This is a genomic window from Rhizobium sp. USDA 4016 (genome assembly GCF_056279705.1).
The window spans coordinates 1,318,766-1,334,543 of the sequence record NZ_JBWCCY010000002.1; the positions used below are offsets into that span (position 1 = coordinate 1,318,766).

Here is a 15,778-nt window from a genome sequence, read left to right on the forward strand (position 1 = left end):
GCGATACTCACCGGCGACGTCCGGGCGATGACGTCACTTATAGTTCGAGGCGCTTGAAGGCTTCCGCAGGCGCATCGTTTGATCGCATGAGGGCCTTCATCAACTCAAGCATCCGCCGTTCCCGAGCGGGATCCTGAAGGGGCGTCTCCTGCCCGGGATCGGTCGCCAGATCATAGAGACGCGTTTGTTTCTCAAGCAATGCTCCAGGTCCATAATTGTCGAACATCGGCGATCTTTCGGTCACCGGCACCCGCAGCAGAGGAACATCCTTGGTCCACGAAAACGGCTTGGCCAGCGTCGCTCCTGATAGCTCTTCCGGCGTGAATGGCCGCGTTATGTGCGTAGGCATAACCGTATACTGATAGATATCCTGCTTCAGGAGATCGGCTGGAAACCTGTGGTAGGTATAGCGGCCATCGGTTACGTTGACTGCGCCGCCGAAATAGCCAAAGATAACTGCATCCTTGGAATTCGGCTTCAGAAGCGACTGCCCTTCTGTCTCAGGCGGGGCATCTACTCCGAATATATCGAGAAATGTCGGCCCCACGTCGATGGACTGGGTCAGCCGGTCAATCCTTCCCGCAGCAGGCCAGCGCGGATCATGGATGAACAAGGGGATGTGTACGATCTCCTCGTACATGTTCATACGGTTCTTGGCCCAAAAATCGTGTTCCCCGAGAAGGAACCCGTGATCGGTTGTCACGATGAGCGCGGTGTCTTTCCACATATCGTGCGTATCGAAGCAATCGAGCAGCTGGCCGAGCAGAAAATCGCATAGCGACACGATCGCGTAATAGTTCGCTCTGAGTTCATCAGCTTCTTCCGGCAGTTCCTCAACCCGTCCATAGCGGGGCCAATCACGGATAGGCCCGTTCCATCCGGTTTTGAAAGGTTCCTTGAAGCGCTCCGGCGCGAAGAAGGGTTCGTGCGGATCGAATGTTTCGATCTGCAGTAGCCAGTCATCAGCCTCGCGATTGAGATCGAGAAACTCCAAACCATGCGCAAAGCACTGTACAGAGGGAAAGTCCTTTTCTTGCCTGATGAATTCTCGATTGATCATGTATGGCCCGTACTTGCTGATCGGGCCGCTGCCGGTCTGTGCTTGGTGATATTTTTCCCGAAGACGCTCCCAATGAGGCTGCACCATTGCCTTCCACGGATCCGACTCCTGACCTCGCACGAACTCGAAGGTTGAATACCGATTGTGATAGGTCGCGCCGCCGTCTTCCCAATAATGGTAGTGATCGGTGATCAGGTGGCTATGCACGCCCTTCTGCTTGAGAAGCTCTGGAAAGGCATTGTCAAATGGTTCGAGGGGCCCCCAACTGCGATGCAGAAAAGTCAGACGTCCTGTCAGGAGATCCCGTCGTGCCGGCATGCAGGGCAGCGAGCCCACATAATGCTTGTCATAGACCATCGAGCGCCCGGCAAGGCGGTCAAAGTTCGGCGTTGGTATTCGAGATCCGCCGTAGCAGCCGAGCATGTGGCGATTGAGGGAATCGAAGAGAACAAAGACGGTTTTCATTGGCAATCTCCTCTTACGCGGTTGCTCGTGACGACAAGCGCAGCCCGCCCCGCCTGGGCGTTGCGCATGGCAGTCTGGTTAGTCCGTCATCGGCGCCAAACCCTCGATCTCCATGATGAATTCGAATTCCCGGGCAAGCCCCGGCGAATAGGCGACGACCGGGCCGCCTTCGAACAGAAGAGCCGGTAACGCGGGCATGGCGACTTTCGCGCCCGCTTCGCAAGCGATCAGTGCGCCTGCGAGCATATCCCATGCGTTCAGATGCCGCTCGTAATAGAGATCGGCCGCACCCTCGGCGACACGTAGGAGGTCGATCGCGGCCGCGCCCATGCGGCGGTAGTCCATGCCGCGCTCATGTAGGCGCCGGGAGATGGCAAGGTGCTCGTCGAAGCTCGTTTTGCGCGAATGGCCGAGGATGCAGATGGCATTGGCCGGATCGCTCGTCGCTGCAGCACGAATGGGTGTCCCCTCGCGAAACGCGCCGCTGCCACGGATTGCCGAGACGACAGAATCCTTGGCGGCATCGTAAACGACGCCGATCTCCAGGCGGCCTTCGGCGCAAAATGCGATCGATACGCCCCAGTGGCGGAAGCCTCTAATGTAGTTCGTTGTACCGTCGATCGGATCGACCACCCAGGTTCCAGCGCGGCCGGCTCCGCCGCCGGTTTCCTCACCCACAAAGGTGTCTTGCGGGAACAGCCCAAGCAGCCCGTCGCGAATGGCCCGCTCGGCATTGCGGTCGGCGACGGTCACGAAATCCTGCAGGCCCTTGTTTTCGACCTTCAATCCCGAACCCATTTCCGCGCGGAAGCGGGCCGCCTCGCGGCCGACATGACGTGCGATCTCTATCGCAGCCGCAGCGCGGGCCTCAAGGGCGGAGAGATCGAATGCGGAACTCATCAGGCAGTCCTTCTCTTGATCAACGAAACGGGCGTGAATTCTACGCGCGCCGTCATATCCGGCTTAGCCATCCGGCTCATCAGCAGGCCGATCGCCTGGTCGGCCTGAAGGTCGCACGGCTGGCGGATGGTTGTGAGCTCATAGGCAGACCAGCTTGCCTGGGGAATATCGTCATGGCCGATCACGCGCATGGCGGGTACGTCTTGGCGGCTGCGGCCCGACATCAGACGGTCGATCACGCCGCAGGCCATGTAGTCGTTGGCGCAGAAGGCGCCGTCGATTCCCAAGGAGATGAGCCCGGATGCCGCGTCGTAGCCGCTTCGATAGTCGTTTAGGGCGACGGTGAAGAGCTGCGCCTCGAGGCCGCGCTGGCGGCAGCGGGCAAGGAAGGCCTCGCTGCGGCGGCGTGCCGTGTAGGAGACGGAGGACGCGGCAATTGCGGCGAGACGCCTGGCGCCTTTATCGACCAGGTGATCGGCGGCCAGATTTCCGGCGGTGTGGTCATCGGAAATGATGCGGTCGACAAAGGGAATCTCGTCGCCCTTGTTGATCAGCACGATCGGCACGCCCTCGGCGGCGCACTGCTCGCAGATTTCCGTCGGCGGCGCGTCCGACGTCACGATTACGCCGGAGACGGCATAATGCAGAAGCTGGCCGATGACGGTCGAGGTATCCGCCTCCTTGGAGGTCGGCAACAGAATCGGACGGAAATTGCGGAAAATGAGCGTGCGCGCCAGATGCTCGATCTGAAGCGTGCGGAATGGGTTGTCGAGCCCGGCGGCGACGACGCCGACGAGATCGGAGCGCTTGTTCGTCAGGCTCCGCGCGAGGTAGTTGACGCGGTAGCCGAGCTCCTTGGCCGCTTGATAGACCTTTTCGCGGGTCTTCGCCGAAACGCTCGCATCCGGCGTGAATGCGCGCGATACGGCCGCGCGCGAGACGCCCGCAACACGCGCCACGTCGAAGGACGTTACTCTGCGCGGTCCTTTATCCTTGTCTGCCAAACGTTCTTTCCCCACCCGGCACGGTGCGCATCATATCCGGCAGATCCGTGCAGATACCCAGCACCGGCAGCTTCATGATCTCATCGAGGATCGGCCGTCTTTCCTCATGCCACAAAACGATCTCGCGGCCTGTTGCGAAGGCGCGCTCCATCAGTGCCGGGGTGACCAGATCCTGCGGCCGCTCGCCGGCGCGCTCCCAGCAAAGATGCAAGATATCGGCATCCGCCTCGTCGCCGATCACGTGCGGATTATCGCCGACGCGAACAAGCACAGACAGCGGATAGTCGCAACCGGCCTCGCGAAGCTCGCGGACCTGTGCGATGTCGAAGGAGCCGAGGCAGGCGAAGCGCTGACCCTTTTCGAGCAGTTGCTGCCAGCAAGGGAGGCCGCTTCCCGGTGCTTTCAGCTCAATATAGAGCCCGGTTCCGGTCTCGCGGCCAAGGGCGGCGACCGCCTCGAAGGTCGGGACGTCGACGCCGTCCAGCGCGGCAAGCTCGGTTGCGATCATCTCCGAAATACGCTTGTCCACGCCGAAGACGCGCTCGAGATGGTCGTCATGGGAAACGACGACTACGCCGTCCTTGGTCAACTGCGTGTCGAGCTCCCACATTTCTGCCCCGAGGTCCGCCGCCAGACGGAAGGCGGCGAGCGTATTTTCGCGGGCATGCCCGCTTGCGCCACGATGGCCGATGCAGAGAGGCAGCCGGCCCTTGCCGGCGGGCCAGCCATAGCGCTCGAAGAAGGCTGAGAAATCGCGTTGCATCAGAGCCTCCGTCCGTCTTCGTCGAAAATGAGCACGTTGCGGCTGTCGATTGCCCAGGTGACCTCGTCGCCGATCTTGATGTCGTGGCGGACCGGCTGGACGGAGCGCAGCAGTGGTCCCCCGGCAAGCCGCACGTCATAAAGATTTTCACGGCCCTGCGTTTCGGCGAAGTTCACGACGCCTGTGACCGGCACGTCGCCGGTTGGATTGTAGTGCTCCGGCCGCACGCCGAGTATCAGCGTGGCGCCATCCGAGGCGTCCACGCAAGCGGGGAGTGGAACTTTGATCTCGCTGCCTGGAATGGAGAAGACACCCTTTGCCGCCACGCCGTGCAGGAAGGTGATCGGCGGGTTTCCCAGGAAGCCGGCAACGAAGGCGGTGCGCGGGTCGTTATACATCTCTGCCGGTGTTGCAATCTGTATGATCTCACCTTCCTTCATGATGGCGATGCGGTCGCACATGCTCATGGCTTCCACCTGGTCGTGGGTGACCAGGATCGCGGTGATGCCCGTCTCGCGCTGGATGCGACGGATTTCCGAGCGCATCTCCAGCCGGAGCTTTGCGTCGAGATTGGCGAGCGGCTCGTCGAGAAGCAGGACGTCCGGTTTGCGGATCAGCGCGCGGGCGAGCGCCACGCGCTGCTGCTGCCCGCCGGAAAGCTCAGAGGGGCGGCGGCCCATCAGGTTGCCGATCTGCACCAGAGCGGCGATGCGGTCGACCTCCTTGCGGATGTCGGCTGAGGGCATTGCCTTGACCCTCAGCGGAAAGCCGATGTTTTCGGCAACCGTCATGTGCGGATAGAGCGCGTAGGACTGAAACACGACGCCGACATTGCGCACCTGGCTCGGAAGGTCGGTAACATCGCGGTCGCCGAAGAGGATGCGGCCCCCGGTCGGGCGATGGATGCCGCAGATGGCAAAGAGCGTCGTCGACTTGCCGCAGCCTGACGGACCGAGCAGGGCTAGCATCTCGCCGTGAGCCACTTCCAGGTTCATGTTCTCGATGACCTTGGTGGCGCCGAAGCTCTTCGAGAAATTGTCGAGGAGGATACGCATCAGCCTTTGCTCCCGCCGCCATAGATATTCATGAGATATTTGTGGAAGAATCCGTAAAGCAGCAGCACCGGGATCACGTAGAACACGCCTACCGCCTTGAAGGTGCCGAAGTCGAAATTGTTGTCATCGGCGATCAGCCCCGAAAGGTAGACCGAGAGCACCTGTACCTGACCGCCTGGGGCCAATACCTGCGGCAGGATGAATTCTCCCCAGCCCGAAAGGAAGGAGAAGAGCGCCAGCGCCATGATCGCCGGACGCACCTGCGGCAGCACGAGACTGCGCCAGACCCGGAAGCGCGAGGCGCCGTCGACGACACCGGCCATTTCTATCTCCCAGGGCACGCTGTCGTAGAAGCCTTTCATCAGCCATATGCCGAGTGGCAGGTCGATCGCGGCCTTCACAAGGATGACGCCGATCAGTGAATTATAGAGGCCGACCATCTGCAGTACGATGAAGATCGCGATGATGAGTGTGACCGACGGGAAGGCGTGCAGCACCATGACGCCGGCAAGGAAGAAGCCGCGGGCAGGCACGTTCAACCGCGACAGCACATAGCCCGCCATGGAAGAGACAAGGAGTACGACGGCCGTCGTACTCGCCGTGAAGATCAGCGTGTTCAGCGTCACCAGCCAGATGTTCGGCCTTCCAGGCGGCGTCTGCCAAAGGAATGTCCAGTGCCGCAGGGTAAGCGTATCCGGCATCAGCGCCGCCGGTTGCTTGTCGGTGATCGTATCGATGAAGAGATAGGCATACATCAGCACCAGCGGCAGGCTGACGATGGCGAGCGCCAGAACGACCGGCCAGGTGCGGTAGTTCGCCGAGGGCTGCGATTTCTCCGCCATGATCAATCCTCGATGAGGGGCCGCGCAACCAGCGTGGCGTAATTGAAGACGCGCAGATAGGCGAGCGACAGGATGATGCCGATAATCACGAGGACGAGCGCCATAGCGGCGCCAAGGCCATATTCCAGATTGCCGGCATAGTTATTGAGCGCCGTGTGATAGGCGGCAAGCGACCAGACTTCGGTCGCCTTGCCCGGCCCGCCGCGGGTCGAAAGGAGGATTTCGTTGAAGGAGGCAAGCAGCGACAGCGTCTGGTAGCAGGTGACGAACAGGATCGGCCAGCGCATCTGCGGCAGGATGATGTAGCGGATCTGCTGCCAGCGGCTGGCGCCATCCACCTCGCTTGCGAAGAACTGGCTCTTCGGGATCGCCTTCAGCGCCGAGGAAAAGACCAGCATGCCCATCGAGGCGCCGATGAAGCCGTTGATCAGCACCACGAAGAGCCAAGCGTTATAAGCGTTGTCGAGAAGATAGTTCTTAGGCGAGTAGCCGAACTTGCCCATGAAGGTGGAGATGAAGCCGGTATCCCAGGCGAGCCATTTCCACATCAGCACATAGATAACGACGGGCGTGATGCGCGGCAGGAGCCAGACGGAGCGAAAAATCGTTGCCTGCGTGTTCGGCATGTAGTGAGTCCAGATCGCCAGGAGCATGGCGTAGCTCGTGTTGAAGAGCACGAGCACAAGGGCGACGTAGAGCAATGTGTTGAAAAGGATCTGCGCCATGTCCGGTGACGAGGCGATGCGCGAGAAGTTCTCCGTCGTCCAGCTCCAGCCGGTATAGGTCGCGCTGGCGAGGCCTTCCTTCTGTTCCGACGTCATCTTGAAGCCGAACTTGTCGAGCGAGGCGAAAAGGTCCTCCTTGCTCGAGAAACGCAGATTGGCAACGGAGCGGTTGAACTGCTCTGAGATTTGCTTGACGTCCCGGGTCGACGGCCGGTCGTTAAGATCCTTGATCATGCGCTCGGCTTCGCGGCGCGAGGAGAAGACCTCACCGAGATGTTTTTCGCGCAGCTCCGTGGCGATGCCAGGCCCAAGCGCAAGGCCCTCGACGCCTTTGATACCCTCCTCGTCGATCGCGTAGCGCGGCTCGGTAAGCTGCTGCACGACCTCCGGCATCTGGTCCTTGAGCGCGATGAGCGAATTTGGGGCGATCTGGTAGGCACCGCCCGAAATGCCCGTGGCGGTCGTCATGTTCGTGAAGGAAAAGACGGCGGTTAGCACTACCGGCATCAAGAAGAACAGCACAATCATGATCGCGGCCGGCGCGATCATTATGAGCCCGAGCGTTCTGGACGATCTCATGAAAGCCTCCGCAAAATGTCCGGGCGGATGAGGCCGCCCGGAGGCTTGCCTGCGCTTAGCGGATGATGATTTTGTCGCCGAGCGTGTTTTTCAGCTCGCCTTCTACGTCGTTGACGGCAGCATCGACGCTCTTGGCGCCTGTCCAGGAGGCCTCGAGGCCCTTCCACATGATGTTCCAGTAGGTGCCGAAATCGGCATTGTTGGGCATCGCGTTGGCGTAGGGCAGAAGCCGCTCGGTGGCTTCGCGCGTCCAGCGGTCGGAGGAGTAGAGCTCGATCTCGGTTTCCGACTTCGAAATGCCGAGATGAGCGGACTTGACCGCATGCAGCACATTGATGCGCGGCTCGGAGGCGATCTTGATCAACTGGGCGGCAATCTCGGTGTCGTCCTTGTCGTGGCCCGAGGTCAGAAGATAGACGAGCGGATGCGTCAGCGTGTTGGCTTTGCCGCCTTCGCCGGCCGGGATCAGCGTGAAGATGACGTTGCCGAAAAAGTCCTTCAAGCCTTCCTGGTTGACGTAGCGGGCATAATGCCAGGTGCCGCCATGCCAGATCCCGGCCTTGCCGGAAGCCACTTCCTTCCACCACTGGTCGGCCGGCATCCCGATATGGTTCTTCTTGGTGACGCCGTCTTTTACAGCGTCGGCGAAGAATTGGTACGCGCGTTGCATCGCAGCTTTGTCGAAGACCAGCTTGCCGTCTTCTTCCATCGTCCCGCCGAAGCTCGTGTAAAACTGCCAGAAATCCGGACCGTTGGTGTAGCGCGGGTAGAAGCCATAGCCTGGCTGCACGAGGCCCTTGTCCTGCATCTTCTTGGCGTCTTCCAGCAGGTTCTTCATCGTGTAGCTGCCGTCCTGGACCTTCTGCGGCAGAGCGTCGAGATCAGCATCGTTATAGCCGATCGCCTTCATGTGAGGCTTCCAGAAGAACATCGGGCGGGACTCGGCGTCCTGCGGGATGCCGTAGACCGTGCCGCTGAAGGAGGCAATGTCCATTAGGTTTTCATAGATGTTGTTAAGCGGCCAGGAATCGAGGTCGACATAGTCCTCAATTGGCACGATCAAGCCGGACTGTGCCCAGGGGCCAATGTCCTCGTGGCCGGTGACGACGATGTTCGGAGCGGTTTTCGCCTCGGCGGCAAGCGTCATCGCCTGCTTGAAGTCCTCCCAGCCGCTATAGGCCTTTTTCTCGACCTTGATCTTGAGGTCTTCGCCCTTGATAGCGGCTTCCCGCTGAAGCTGCTCGGCTGCAATATCGATTGCGTCGAGGCGATAGACGTCGTTTGGGCCTGTGCCGCCGGCCCAGACCGTAACGGTCAGATCCTTGGCAAAGGACAGGGCGGTCGTCGAGGCTAGGATGGCGGCCGCGACGGTCATGCACTTCAGTGTCGGCAGAATAGTCATCTCTTCATCTCCCCAGAGATTTGGTGCGAGCCTCTTGGCGGGCCATCACCATTGCTGACGGCCGGCCCGGAGATCCCATGAAAAGCGCGAACGGTTTCCGCTCTAGGGGATCTGCGTAACGACCGCGTGACAAAATTGAGCACGTGTGCAAAATTATTATGACTCGGTAGGAAAACATTGCAAGCGACGTTTCGCAGCGCGCCGAATCCGGGTTCGAAACACGGTTCGAATGCGAATGGACCGCTATTCGCTGGGGATCGGTCACATGCCGTTTGCTAGTTCAGCCGGCCCCAAGCCGGATTCCAGCGGACTGGCCTTCCTTATATCGGTAATGGGTCCGCATCCTCCTTCGACAGGAGAACAGAATCGCGCTGCCGATATTCCAACCATCCGGTCGGTCGCTTAAATCTCATCCGGCAGAGTTTTGCGCAACGGTTCCTATTTTATTGAGAGTCATCAAGCAAAGCTCGGACAAAGCTCGTTTCAGTTACTTCGATCGTTCCCTCGGGCAACTTCAGGATGCGATCGATGGCAGTACCATAGAGCCTGAGGCGATCGTCGAGCATCTTCACGGCCTGCTCGATATTGCCCTCGCGGCTCCTTATCAGGGCCTCGTGCATCACGCTGCTGAGGGAAAGCCGAAAGAGAAGAAGCATCTCTGCGAACGCTTCGGGGTCTGGCGCATCGAAGAGACCCTCCTCTGTTCCCTCTCGGAGAACATCGGCCAAAAGCGGGACCACGATGCGGGTCACAGCCTGATCGATGCGGTGGAACAGCACGATGTTTTCCGGGCGGAAAATGACATCGAATACTGTTCGCAGTTGCGGGCCAAGCTCGACCTTGAGGCGCCGCGATCCGGCGAACAAGGTGTTCAGCCGTCCCACGGCGTCGAGCGTAGGATCGTCGAGGAGCGGTCGAATCTCTTCAAGGCTTTCGCGGGCAAGGCGGGCAGCGAATGCTTCAAGCAGCGCCTCCTTGGAAGGAAAATAGTGATAGAAGGCACCCTTCGACACGCCTGCTTCGCGAATGATGTCGTTAATCGTGGTATGATTGTAGCCATGAGCGAAGAAGAGCCGCTGAGCGCAATCCAACAATTCGCCCGAGCGGATTTCTGGGTGTTTTTTGACACGCATAGCGGCGCTCGTTTCTTTCGTATGTTCCCCTGACTAGCGGAGCGGAATTCGATGCTGCGGCCGAATTCTTCAGCTGTATTCATAGACCGACGGTCGGTCTAATGCTATAGGGTCGGCAACAGCAGCAGTTCAAGGCAGATGGCGTGAAACCGTTCCGCTTGCTTTCCGTTGTCGTCGCCCTCTCCGTGGCAGGCGGTTTGGCTGCTTGGTACGTCTGGCGCCCCATCCCCGTATCGGTCGTCGTCCCCGCGCGTGGTAGTGCTGCCGAAATCGTCTATGCCAGTGGCGTTGTCGAACCTCTCACTTGGGCAAAAGTCACGCCGCTGGTGCGCGAACGGATCGTCGAGCAATGCAACTGCGAAGGTGCGGCCGTAAAAAAGGGCGACATACTTGCTCGCCTCGATGATAGCGAGGCGAGGGCGGCCCTTGCCGAACTCGAGGCGCGGCTCGCGCTGGCGGAGCAGGAATTTCGGCGCTACAATTTGATGCTGGAGAAAAACACCGCAGCCCAGCAGTCAGTCGACCGGGCAAGCAGTGAGGTGGAGCAGCTCAAGGCGCTGGCCGCAGGCCAAAGGGCGCGCCTTGACAGCTATATCATTCGCGCTCCGATCGATGGTGTCGTGCTTCGCCAGGATGGCGAGGTGGGCGAGGTCGCCGATCTCGGAACGGCGCTCTTCTGGGTCGGGGAACAAAAACCGCTGCTCGTGGTCGCCGATGTCAACGAGGAGGATATTCCACGGCTCCGGCTGGGGCAGAAGGCCCTGCTCAAATCGGATGCCTTCAAGGATCAGACCCTCGATGCAACCGTCAGCAGCATAACGCCGAAGGGCGATCCGGTGACGAAGACTTATCGCGTGAAGCTGCGTCTTCCCGACGACACGCCCCTGATGATCGGTATGTCGAGCGATGTGAACGTCATCGTCCGCGTCTCGGAAAACGCACTGCTGGTCCCCACCGTTGCGATGCAGATTGAGAAGGTCTTCACCGTCGAAGGAAACTCTGCCCGGCTACGTGAGATCAAAACCGGTATCCGCGGCCCGAGTGGCATCGAGATTAGGTCCGGTCTGGATGAAAAGGCGCGGGTGATTTCACCGTTTCCGCAAGATCTGAAGGATGGGGCCTGGGTCAAGATAACCGGTGCTGCGAAGTGAGGTTGCGATGCGGCTGATTTTCGAGATCGCCGTCACCCATATTGCCGGCCGCGGCCGGCAGACACTTGTTGCCGTGTTCGGCGTTGCCGTCGGTGTCGGCTTTTCCATCGCCATGGCGGCACTCATGCAGGGCGGCCAGGACGATTTTGTGGAACAGTTGATCAATACCATGCCGCATGTCGAGATCACCGACGAGCAGCGAACGGCGCGACGGCAGCCTGCCGAAACCGTATTCCGTACGACGGAGATCTTCGGACTGAGGCCGCGGGAGGACCGCCGCGGCATCATCAATCCGACTGCCGCGCGCTCCTGGCTCGAGGCATGGATACCCGGCCGGCTCGCACCAGACCTGAAGCTGCAAGGTGTCATTCGTTACTCCAGCCGCGAGGTCGGAGCATCGGTGATCGGCATCGAACCGGTCGCCGAGCGCAGCGTTTCACCGATCATCGGCGATTTCGTGGAGGGAAGTTTCGGAGCCCTTGCGGCAGGCGGCAACAATATCGTCATCGGCGATACGATGGCAAAACGCCTCGGCGCCGGACTGAACGATACAGTTGCGGCGGTTTCGTCCGAGGGACTCACGCGCAATTTCAAGATCGTCGGCCTCTTTCATACCGGCACGACCGCGCGGGATGAGGGCGAAGCTTATGTACTGCTGAAGAACGCGCAGATCTTGAGCGCGCGCACCAACGCCATCAATGAGATCCGCATCAAGCTTGCCAATCCCGATGACGCACCAGTGGTGGCGCGCCGGATCGAGGCCGAACTCGGCTACAGGGCCGAGGCTTGGCAGGAGGCCAATGAATCGCTCCTCGAAGCGCTCGTGATCCGCAATGTCATCATGTACACCGTTGTCGCAGCAATCATGCTGGTCGCTGGTTTTGGCATCTATAATATTATCTCGACGATTACTTACGAAAAGGCGCGCGATATCGCCATCATGAAGTCGCTCGGTTTTGCCGAGGCGGACATGCGGCGCCTGTTTCTGCTCGAAGGTGTCGCCATCGGGGCCGGCGGATCGGCGCTCGGTTGGCTGCTTGGCTTCGCGCTCGTCTATGCCTTGTCCCTGGTGCGCTTCGAGCTTGCCGCGACGGGGCAGGAAATGACACGCCTGCCGATTGCCTGGAGCATTCTGCATTACGTGATCGCCTCTGGTTTCGCGCTCAGTTCGGCGGCTTTTGCCGGCTATCTCCCGGCTAGGCGTGCTGCACGCCTTAATCCCGTGGATATCATAAGGGGTGCGACATGAGCGCCTTGATTGAAGCGAAGAACCTCACACGCATCCTGACGGAAACCGTCCCCGTAACGCTGGTCGAAGATGTGTCTTTGACGATAGGTGAGCGGGAATTCGTTGCAATCACTGGACCTTCCGGTTCCGGCAAGTCTTCGCTGCTCTATCTGTTGGGGCTGCTCGACGAGCCGACGAGCGGCAGGCTTTCGATTGGCGGCAGAGATACCGATCCGATGGACCAAAGGGAACGCGCCGAAACCCGCCTCTCTATGCTGGGCTTCGTCTTCCAGTTCCATTTTCTCCTGCCAGAATTCACGGCGCGGCAGAACGTCGAGATCCCGATGCGTAAGCTTGGTCGTTTGAGCCGGTCGGCCATGCAGGCGCGGGCTGAAGAACTCTTGGCATCGCTCGGCCTTGCCGGCCATATCGATAAGAGGCCAGATCAGCTTTCCGGCGGTCAACGCCAGCGGGTCGCTGTCGCACGTTCGCTTGCGAATGATCCACCCATCCTGCTTGCGGACGAGCCGACGGGAAGCCTCGACAGTCAAAATTCCGAGCAGGTCTTTTTGATCCTCGAAGGGCTCGTGCGCGAACGCGGCAAGACGGTTATCGCCGTCACCCATGATCTCGATATGGCGGCCCGTATGGGGCGGCGCATTCATCTCATGGATGGCAAGATCGCCGATCCTTGAGATCGGTGCGAGCGGAGGCATTTGGCCAGCCAGCAGCAGCGACGGCCTTCGCGATGAAGCCCAGCCATTGTTCGTCACGGCCTGTTCGATCTGAAAGCGACGCAACGCCCCGCCACCAGCAAGACCAGGTGAAACACCTAGTTGCCAGTTGTTTGTGGTCGAAATCCGATGGCGATGGTGAAGGCTCCAAATGCTCCGAAAAGCGCGAAGACTTGGACGGCAAGGGCGATCATGCCGCCGACGCCGGTCGAACGAGGCATGCGAATAGACCAAGCACCAAGATCGCCGAGATGACCCTTCGGGCGGTGGCCGCCCGCCAGTGCCCGTAACCGCCGCTTGAAGGCGCGATGCGGTGGCAAAGAGGAAAGCCTCGAAGGCGGGAAATATTAACAAGCGGGTTGGGCTATTTCTCGCAAAGACGCCGAGCGCCATAATAGGGTTGGTAGGTACAGTCGGAAGCGCGGAACGAACGATAACTGCGGGAGCAGGCCATGATGTTGCAGGACGGTGCGGCGTTCTCTTCGCTTGTCATCATTCCTGTATCCGGATCGATCTGCGGAGCAGGCTCAGCCATCGCCGCGTGCATGAATTCCCGCCAGATGCGAGCCGGAAGTGCGCCTCCGGTGACACCCTTCATCGGCGCGTCATCGTCGTTCCCGACCCAGACTCCGGCGACCAAGGCGTCCGTGAAGCCGACGAACCAGGCGTCACGGTTGTCCTGACTGGTACCTGTCTTGCCGGCCGCAAACATGCCGGGATCGGCGTCGCGGCCAGTCCCACGCTCAACGACCAACTGCAGTAACGCAAGAAGGTCCGGCTGATACGGAGAGAGATCAATAGCCGCAGGCACTTGCGCACCCACGTGGAAGCCTCTGGGTTGGCCAGATGCCTGAAATTCGATAATACCCCACGGCTCGACGGGCGCCTTTCCAAGGCGAACCGATGCGTAGGCGCCGGTCAGATCGAGCAAACTCACCTCCGAAGCACCAAGCGACAAGGCAGGCGCCGTCGTCAGGGGCGCGTTTATGCCGAGCTCCTTGGCTGCCGCGGCGACACTGTCCAGTCCCACCTCCTGGGCAAGGGCTGCGGTGGCGGCATTCAACGAGCGAGCAAAAGCCTCCGCCAGCGTAACCCAACCGCGGTAACCACCCCCGGAATTTTGGGGCGACCATCCGTTTATCTCGATAGGGCCGTCGAGGACCTGATCCGATAGAGAAAGCCCCTTTTTCAACGCAGCATAGTACACGAACAACTTGAATGTGGAGCCTGGCTGACGCATCGCCGTGACGGCACGGTTGAACTGGCTGGTCTTGTAGTCGTGTCCGCCGACCATTGCGACAACCGCGCCATCGGGCGTCATGGCGACCAGCGCCGCCTGCGATGCGCCGCGAGCCTTTCCCTCTTCATCGAGCGCCTGTCTCACCACCCGTTCGGCGATTTCCTGCAGGCGCGGTACCAACGTCGTGCGCACTGTCGTCGAGCCGGGAGAGGAACCCGCGATCTCGCTCGCTTGTGGCGAAACCCAATCGGCGAACCAGCTGCCGGAGCGCGGCGTCGGTGTCGTCGGGTGCAGTTCGGCAAATTCATTCTTGGCGGCGTCGGCTTCTTGCGGGGTAAGCTTGCCGTTGGCGGCCATCGCGTCGAGCACTGTTGCCGTGCGTTGGCGTGCACCCTCGAAATTGTCGATCGGGTTCAACTGGCTCGGAGCCTTCAGCAGACCTGCCAGCATCGCCGATTCTGGAATATCGAGCGCACCGATATCCTTGTTGAAATAGATCCGTGCCGCTGCCGGCATTCCCGTAGCGCCGGAACCGAGGTAGACCGAATTCAGGTACCGCGTCAGGATCTCCTGCTTGCCGAGCTTCCATTCCAGCCAGAACGCGATCACCAGTTCCTGGATCTTTCGCTTCAGCGTTCGGTCGCTTTCGAGATACTGCAGCTTGATCAACTGCTGCGTGATCGTGCTTCCCCCCTGGACGACCGAGCCTGCCTCAAAGTTCCGTACTAGCGCGCGCGCAATGCCTTTCAGGTCGATGCCGTGGTGATCCATAAACCGGCGGTCCTCGATTGAAAGCACTGCATCCACGAGGTGAGGGGGGAATTGTTCGTACCCTGCATAGGGTCCCTGATAGGGCCCCTGCCGAACAAGAGGTTCCCCGTCCGCCGTTTCCAATACAATGACGGGCTTCATGGAACCATCGGCAATCTCTTGCCACGGCACATCCTTCAACGCCCAAGTCAGAACGCCGGCCACGATCAGCAAGCCGAGCAAAGGAGCGAGCGCGACGAGCCCTTTCCATGACCGCAGTTTCAGTGGACGGGCCTGCTTTATGCCGGTCAGTCCGGCTCGAATGGCTGCCGTGCGGGAGCGCGCTTTGGAAGAAAGCGATGCAAAAGCAGCAGATACCCGCCGAAACGTCTCATTTGGCGTTCGAGTGCCAGACGACTGTTGTCTTTTCTTGATGGTTGCGATGCCCTTTCTCATCCAGAACGGGCTGCTTCGCAAAACCGCACGGAGATCATGACGGAGGGCGGCCATCAGGTCACGAACGGCTCGTGCGCTTTGAGCAAAAGGCGAGGAAGGGTTCACAGCCTCTTTGGATTGTTCCAGCGGTGATGAAGATCCGGATGCTCCCTCGTGAGCCCCGGTTTCTCCTTCAGCGCCTTCAGCTGGAAATCCTTCGCTCTGCGGCAGCTGCGCAGATTCGGCGGCGGTGCGATCACCAGTCTGATTTGAGCTGCCGGTTTGTTTTGAGGTGTCTGCGGTGCTTGCCAT

At 60.1% G+C, this 15,778-nt stretch carries 13 protein-coding genes; 3 read left to right on the forward strand and 10 right to left on the reverse strand.

Features of this window, described 5'->3' with window-relative positions; translation table 11 throughout:
• Positions 1 to 37: 37 nt before the first annotated feature.
• The 9 genes from ACZ9DP_RS07435 to ACZ9DP_RS07475 form a co-directional block, all read right to left on the reverse strand.
• Positions 38 to 1,525, reverse strand: coding sequence for a sulfatase (locus ACZ9DP_RS07435; RefSeq protein WP_476201025.1), 1,488 nt, complete (start codon positions 1,523 to 1,525; stop codon positions 38 to 40).
• A gap of 78 nt (positions 1,526 to 1,603) precedes the next feature.
• On the reverse strand, positions 1,604 to 2,425 hold the full coding sequence (locus tag ACZ9DP_RS07440; protein WP_283072478.1) for an inositol monophosphatase family protein: 822 nt from the start codon (positions 2,423 to 2,425) through the stop codon (positions 1,604 to 1,606).
• Positions 2,425 to 3,429: a LacI family DNA-binding transcriptional regulator gene (locus ACZ9DP_RS07445; protein WP_476201026.1), complete on the reverse strand. Its 1,005-nt coding sequence runs from the start codon at positions 3,427 to 3,429 to the stop codon at positions 2,425 to 2,427. Before ACZ9DP_RS07445 ends, ACZ9DP_RS07440 begins: the two co-directional genes overlap by 1 nt.
• Positions 3,413 to 4,192, reverse strand: a complete 780-nt coding sequence (locus tag ACZ9DP_RS07450; RefSeq protein ID WP_074071948.1) for a glycerophosphodiester phosphodiesterase — start codon at positions 4,190 to 4,192, stop codon at positions 3,413 to 3,415. Before ACZ9DP_RS07450 ends, ACZ9DP_RS07445 begins: the two co-directional genes overlap by 17 nt.
• Entirely contained in the window at positions 4,192 to 5,247 is a 1,056-nt protein-coding gene (locus tag ACZ9DP_RS07455; RefSeq protein ID WP_476201028.1) for an ABC transporter ATP-binding protein, read from the reverse strand. The genes ACZ9DP_RS07450 and ACZ9DP_RS07455 overlap by 1 nt, the downstream gene beginning before the upstream one ends.
• Complete coding sequence (locus ACZ9DP_RS07460) at positions 5,247 to 6,089, reverse strand: carbohydrate ABC transporter permease (protein ID WP_074071946.1); 843 nt, start codon at positions 6,087 to 6,089, stop codon at positions 5,247 to 5,249. Before ACZ9DP_RS07460 ends, ACZ9DP_RS07455 begins: the two co-directional genes overlap by 1 nt.
• Positions 6,090 to 6,091: 2 nt before the next feature.
• Positions 6,092 to 7,393: a carbohydrate ABC transporter permease gene (locus ACZ9DP_RS07465; RefSeq protein WP_476201030.1), complete on the reverse strand. Its 1,302-nt coding sequence runs from the start codon at positions 7,391 to 7,393 to the stop codon at positions 6,092 to 6,094.
• A gap of 55 nt (positions 7,394 to 7,448) precedes the next feature.
• Positions 7,449 to 8,795, reverse strand: coding sequence for an ABC transporter substrate-binding protein (locus tag ACZ9DP_RS07470; protein ID WP_194731122.1), 1,347 nt, complete (start codon positions 8,793 to 8,795; stop codon positions 7,449 to 7,451).
• Positions 8,796 to 9,238: 443 nt separating this feature from the next.
• Complete coding sequence (locus tag ACZ9DP_RS07475) at positions 9,239 to 9,928, reverse strand: TetR/AcrR family transcriptional regulator (RefSeq protein ID WP_476201032.1); 690 nt, start codon at positions 9,926 to 9,928, stop codon at positions 9,239 to 9,241.
• A 143-nt stretch (positions 9,929 to 10,071) separates the two neighbouring features.
• Between ACZ9DP_RS07475 and ACZ9DP_RS07480 the strand changes: the two genes are divergently transcribed.
• From ACZ9DP_RS07480 to ACZ9DP_RS07490, 3 genes are read left to right on the forward strand one after another with little or no spacing between them, the layout of a single operon-like run.
• Positions 10,072 to 11,079, forward strand: coding sequence for an efflux RND transporter periplasmic adaptor subunit (locus ACZ9DP_RS07480; RefSeq protein WP_476201033.1), 1,008 nt, complete (start codon positions 10,072 to 10,074; stop codon positions 11,077 to 11,079).
• Between the two features lie 7 nt (positions 11,080 to 11,086).
• Positions 11,087 to 12,328, forward strand: coding sequence for an ABC transporter permease (locus ACZ9DP_RS07485; RefSeq protein WP_476201034.1), 1,242 nt, complete (start codon positions 11,087 to 11,089; stop codon positions 12,326 to 12,328).
• Positions 12,325 to 13,002, forward strand: a complete 678-nt coding sequence (locus tag ACZ9DP_RS07490; RefSeq protein ID WP_074071939.1) for an ABC transporter ATP-binding protein — start codon at positions 12,325 to 12,327, stop codon at positions 13,000 to 13,002. Before ACZ9DP_RS07485 ends, ACZ9DP_RS07490 begins: the two co-directional genes overlap by 4 nt.
• A gap of 403 nt (positions 13,003 to 13,405) precedes the next feature.
• On the opposite strand, the gene ACZ9DP_RS07495 is transcribed toward ACZ9DP_RS07490, so the two are convergent.
• Positions 13,406 to 15,541: a PBP1A family penicillin-binding protein gene (locus ACZ9DP_RS07495; RefSeq protein WP_476201035.1), complete on the reverse strand. Its 2,136-nt coding sequence runs from the start codon at positions 15,539 to 15,541 to the stop codon at positions 13,406 to 13,408.
• Between the last annotated feature and the right edge of the window lie 237 nt (positions 15,542 to 15,778).

What these genes read in the sequence shown, in the direction of transcription:
- ACZ9DP_RS07475 (WP_476201032.1), bottom strand. Translation starts at nt 9,928, where the DNA reads ATGCGTGTCAAAAAACACCCAGAAATCCGCTCGGGCGAATTGTTGGAT.
- ACZ9DP_RS07440 (WP_283072478.1), bottom strand. Translation starts at nt 2,425, where the DNA reads ATGAGTTCCGCATTCGATCTCTCCGCCCTTGAGGCCCGCGCTGCGGCT.
- ACZ9DP_RS07450 (WP_074071948.1), bottom strand. Translation starts at nt 4,192, where the DNA reads ATGCAACGCGATTTCTCAGCCTTCTTCGAGCGCTATGGCTGGCCCGCC.
- ACZ9DP_RS07435 (WP_476201025.1), bottom strand. Translation starts at nt 1,525, where the DNA reads ATGAAAACCGTCTTTGTTCTCTTCGATTCCCTCAATCGCCACATGCTC.
- ACZ9DP_RS07455 (WP_476201028.1), bottom strand. Translation starts at nt 5,247, where the DNA reads ATGCGTATCCTCCTCGACAATTTCTCGAAGAGCTTCGGCGCCACCAAG.
- ACZ9DP_RS07485 (WP_476201034.1), top strand. Translation starts at nt 11,087, where the DNA reads ATGCGGCTGATTTTCGAGATCGCCGTCACCCATATTGCCGGCCGCGGC.
- ACZ9DP_RS07490 (WP_074071939.1), top strand. Translation starts at nt 12,325, where the DNA reads ATGAGCGCCTTGATTGAAGCGAAGAACCTCACACGCATCCTGACGGAA.
- ACZ9DP_RS07495 (WP_476201035.1), bottom strand. Translation starts at nt 15,541, where the DNA reads ATGGCCGCCCTCCGTCATGATCTCCGTGCGGTTTTGCGAAGCAGCCCG.
- ACZ9DP_RS07460 (WP_074071946.1), bottom strand. Translation starts at nt 6,089, where the DNA reads ATGGCGGAGAAATCGCAGCCCTCGGCGAACTACCGCACCTGGCCGGTC.
- ACZ9DP_RS07470 (WP_194731122.1), bottom strand. Translation starts at nt 8,795, where the DNA reads ATGACTATTCTGCCGACACTGAAGTGCATGACCGTCGCGGCCGCCATC.
- ACZ9DP_RS07465 (WP_476201030.1), bottom strand. Translation starts at nt 7,393, where the DNA reads ATGAGATCGTCCAGAACGCTCGGGCTCATAATGATCGCGCCGGCCGCG.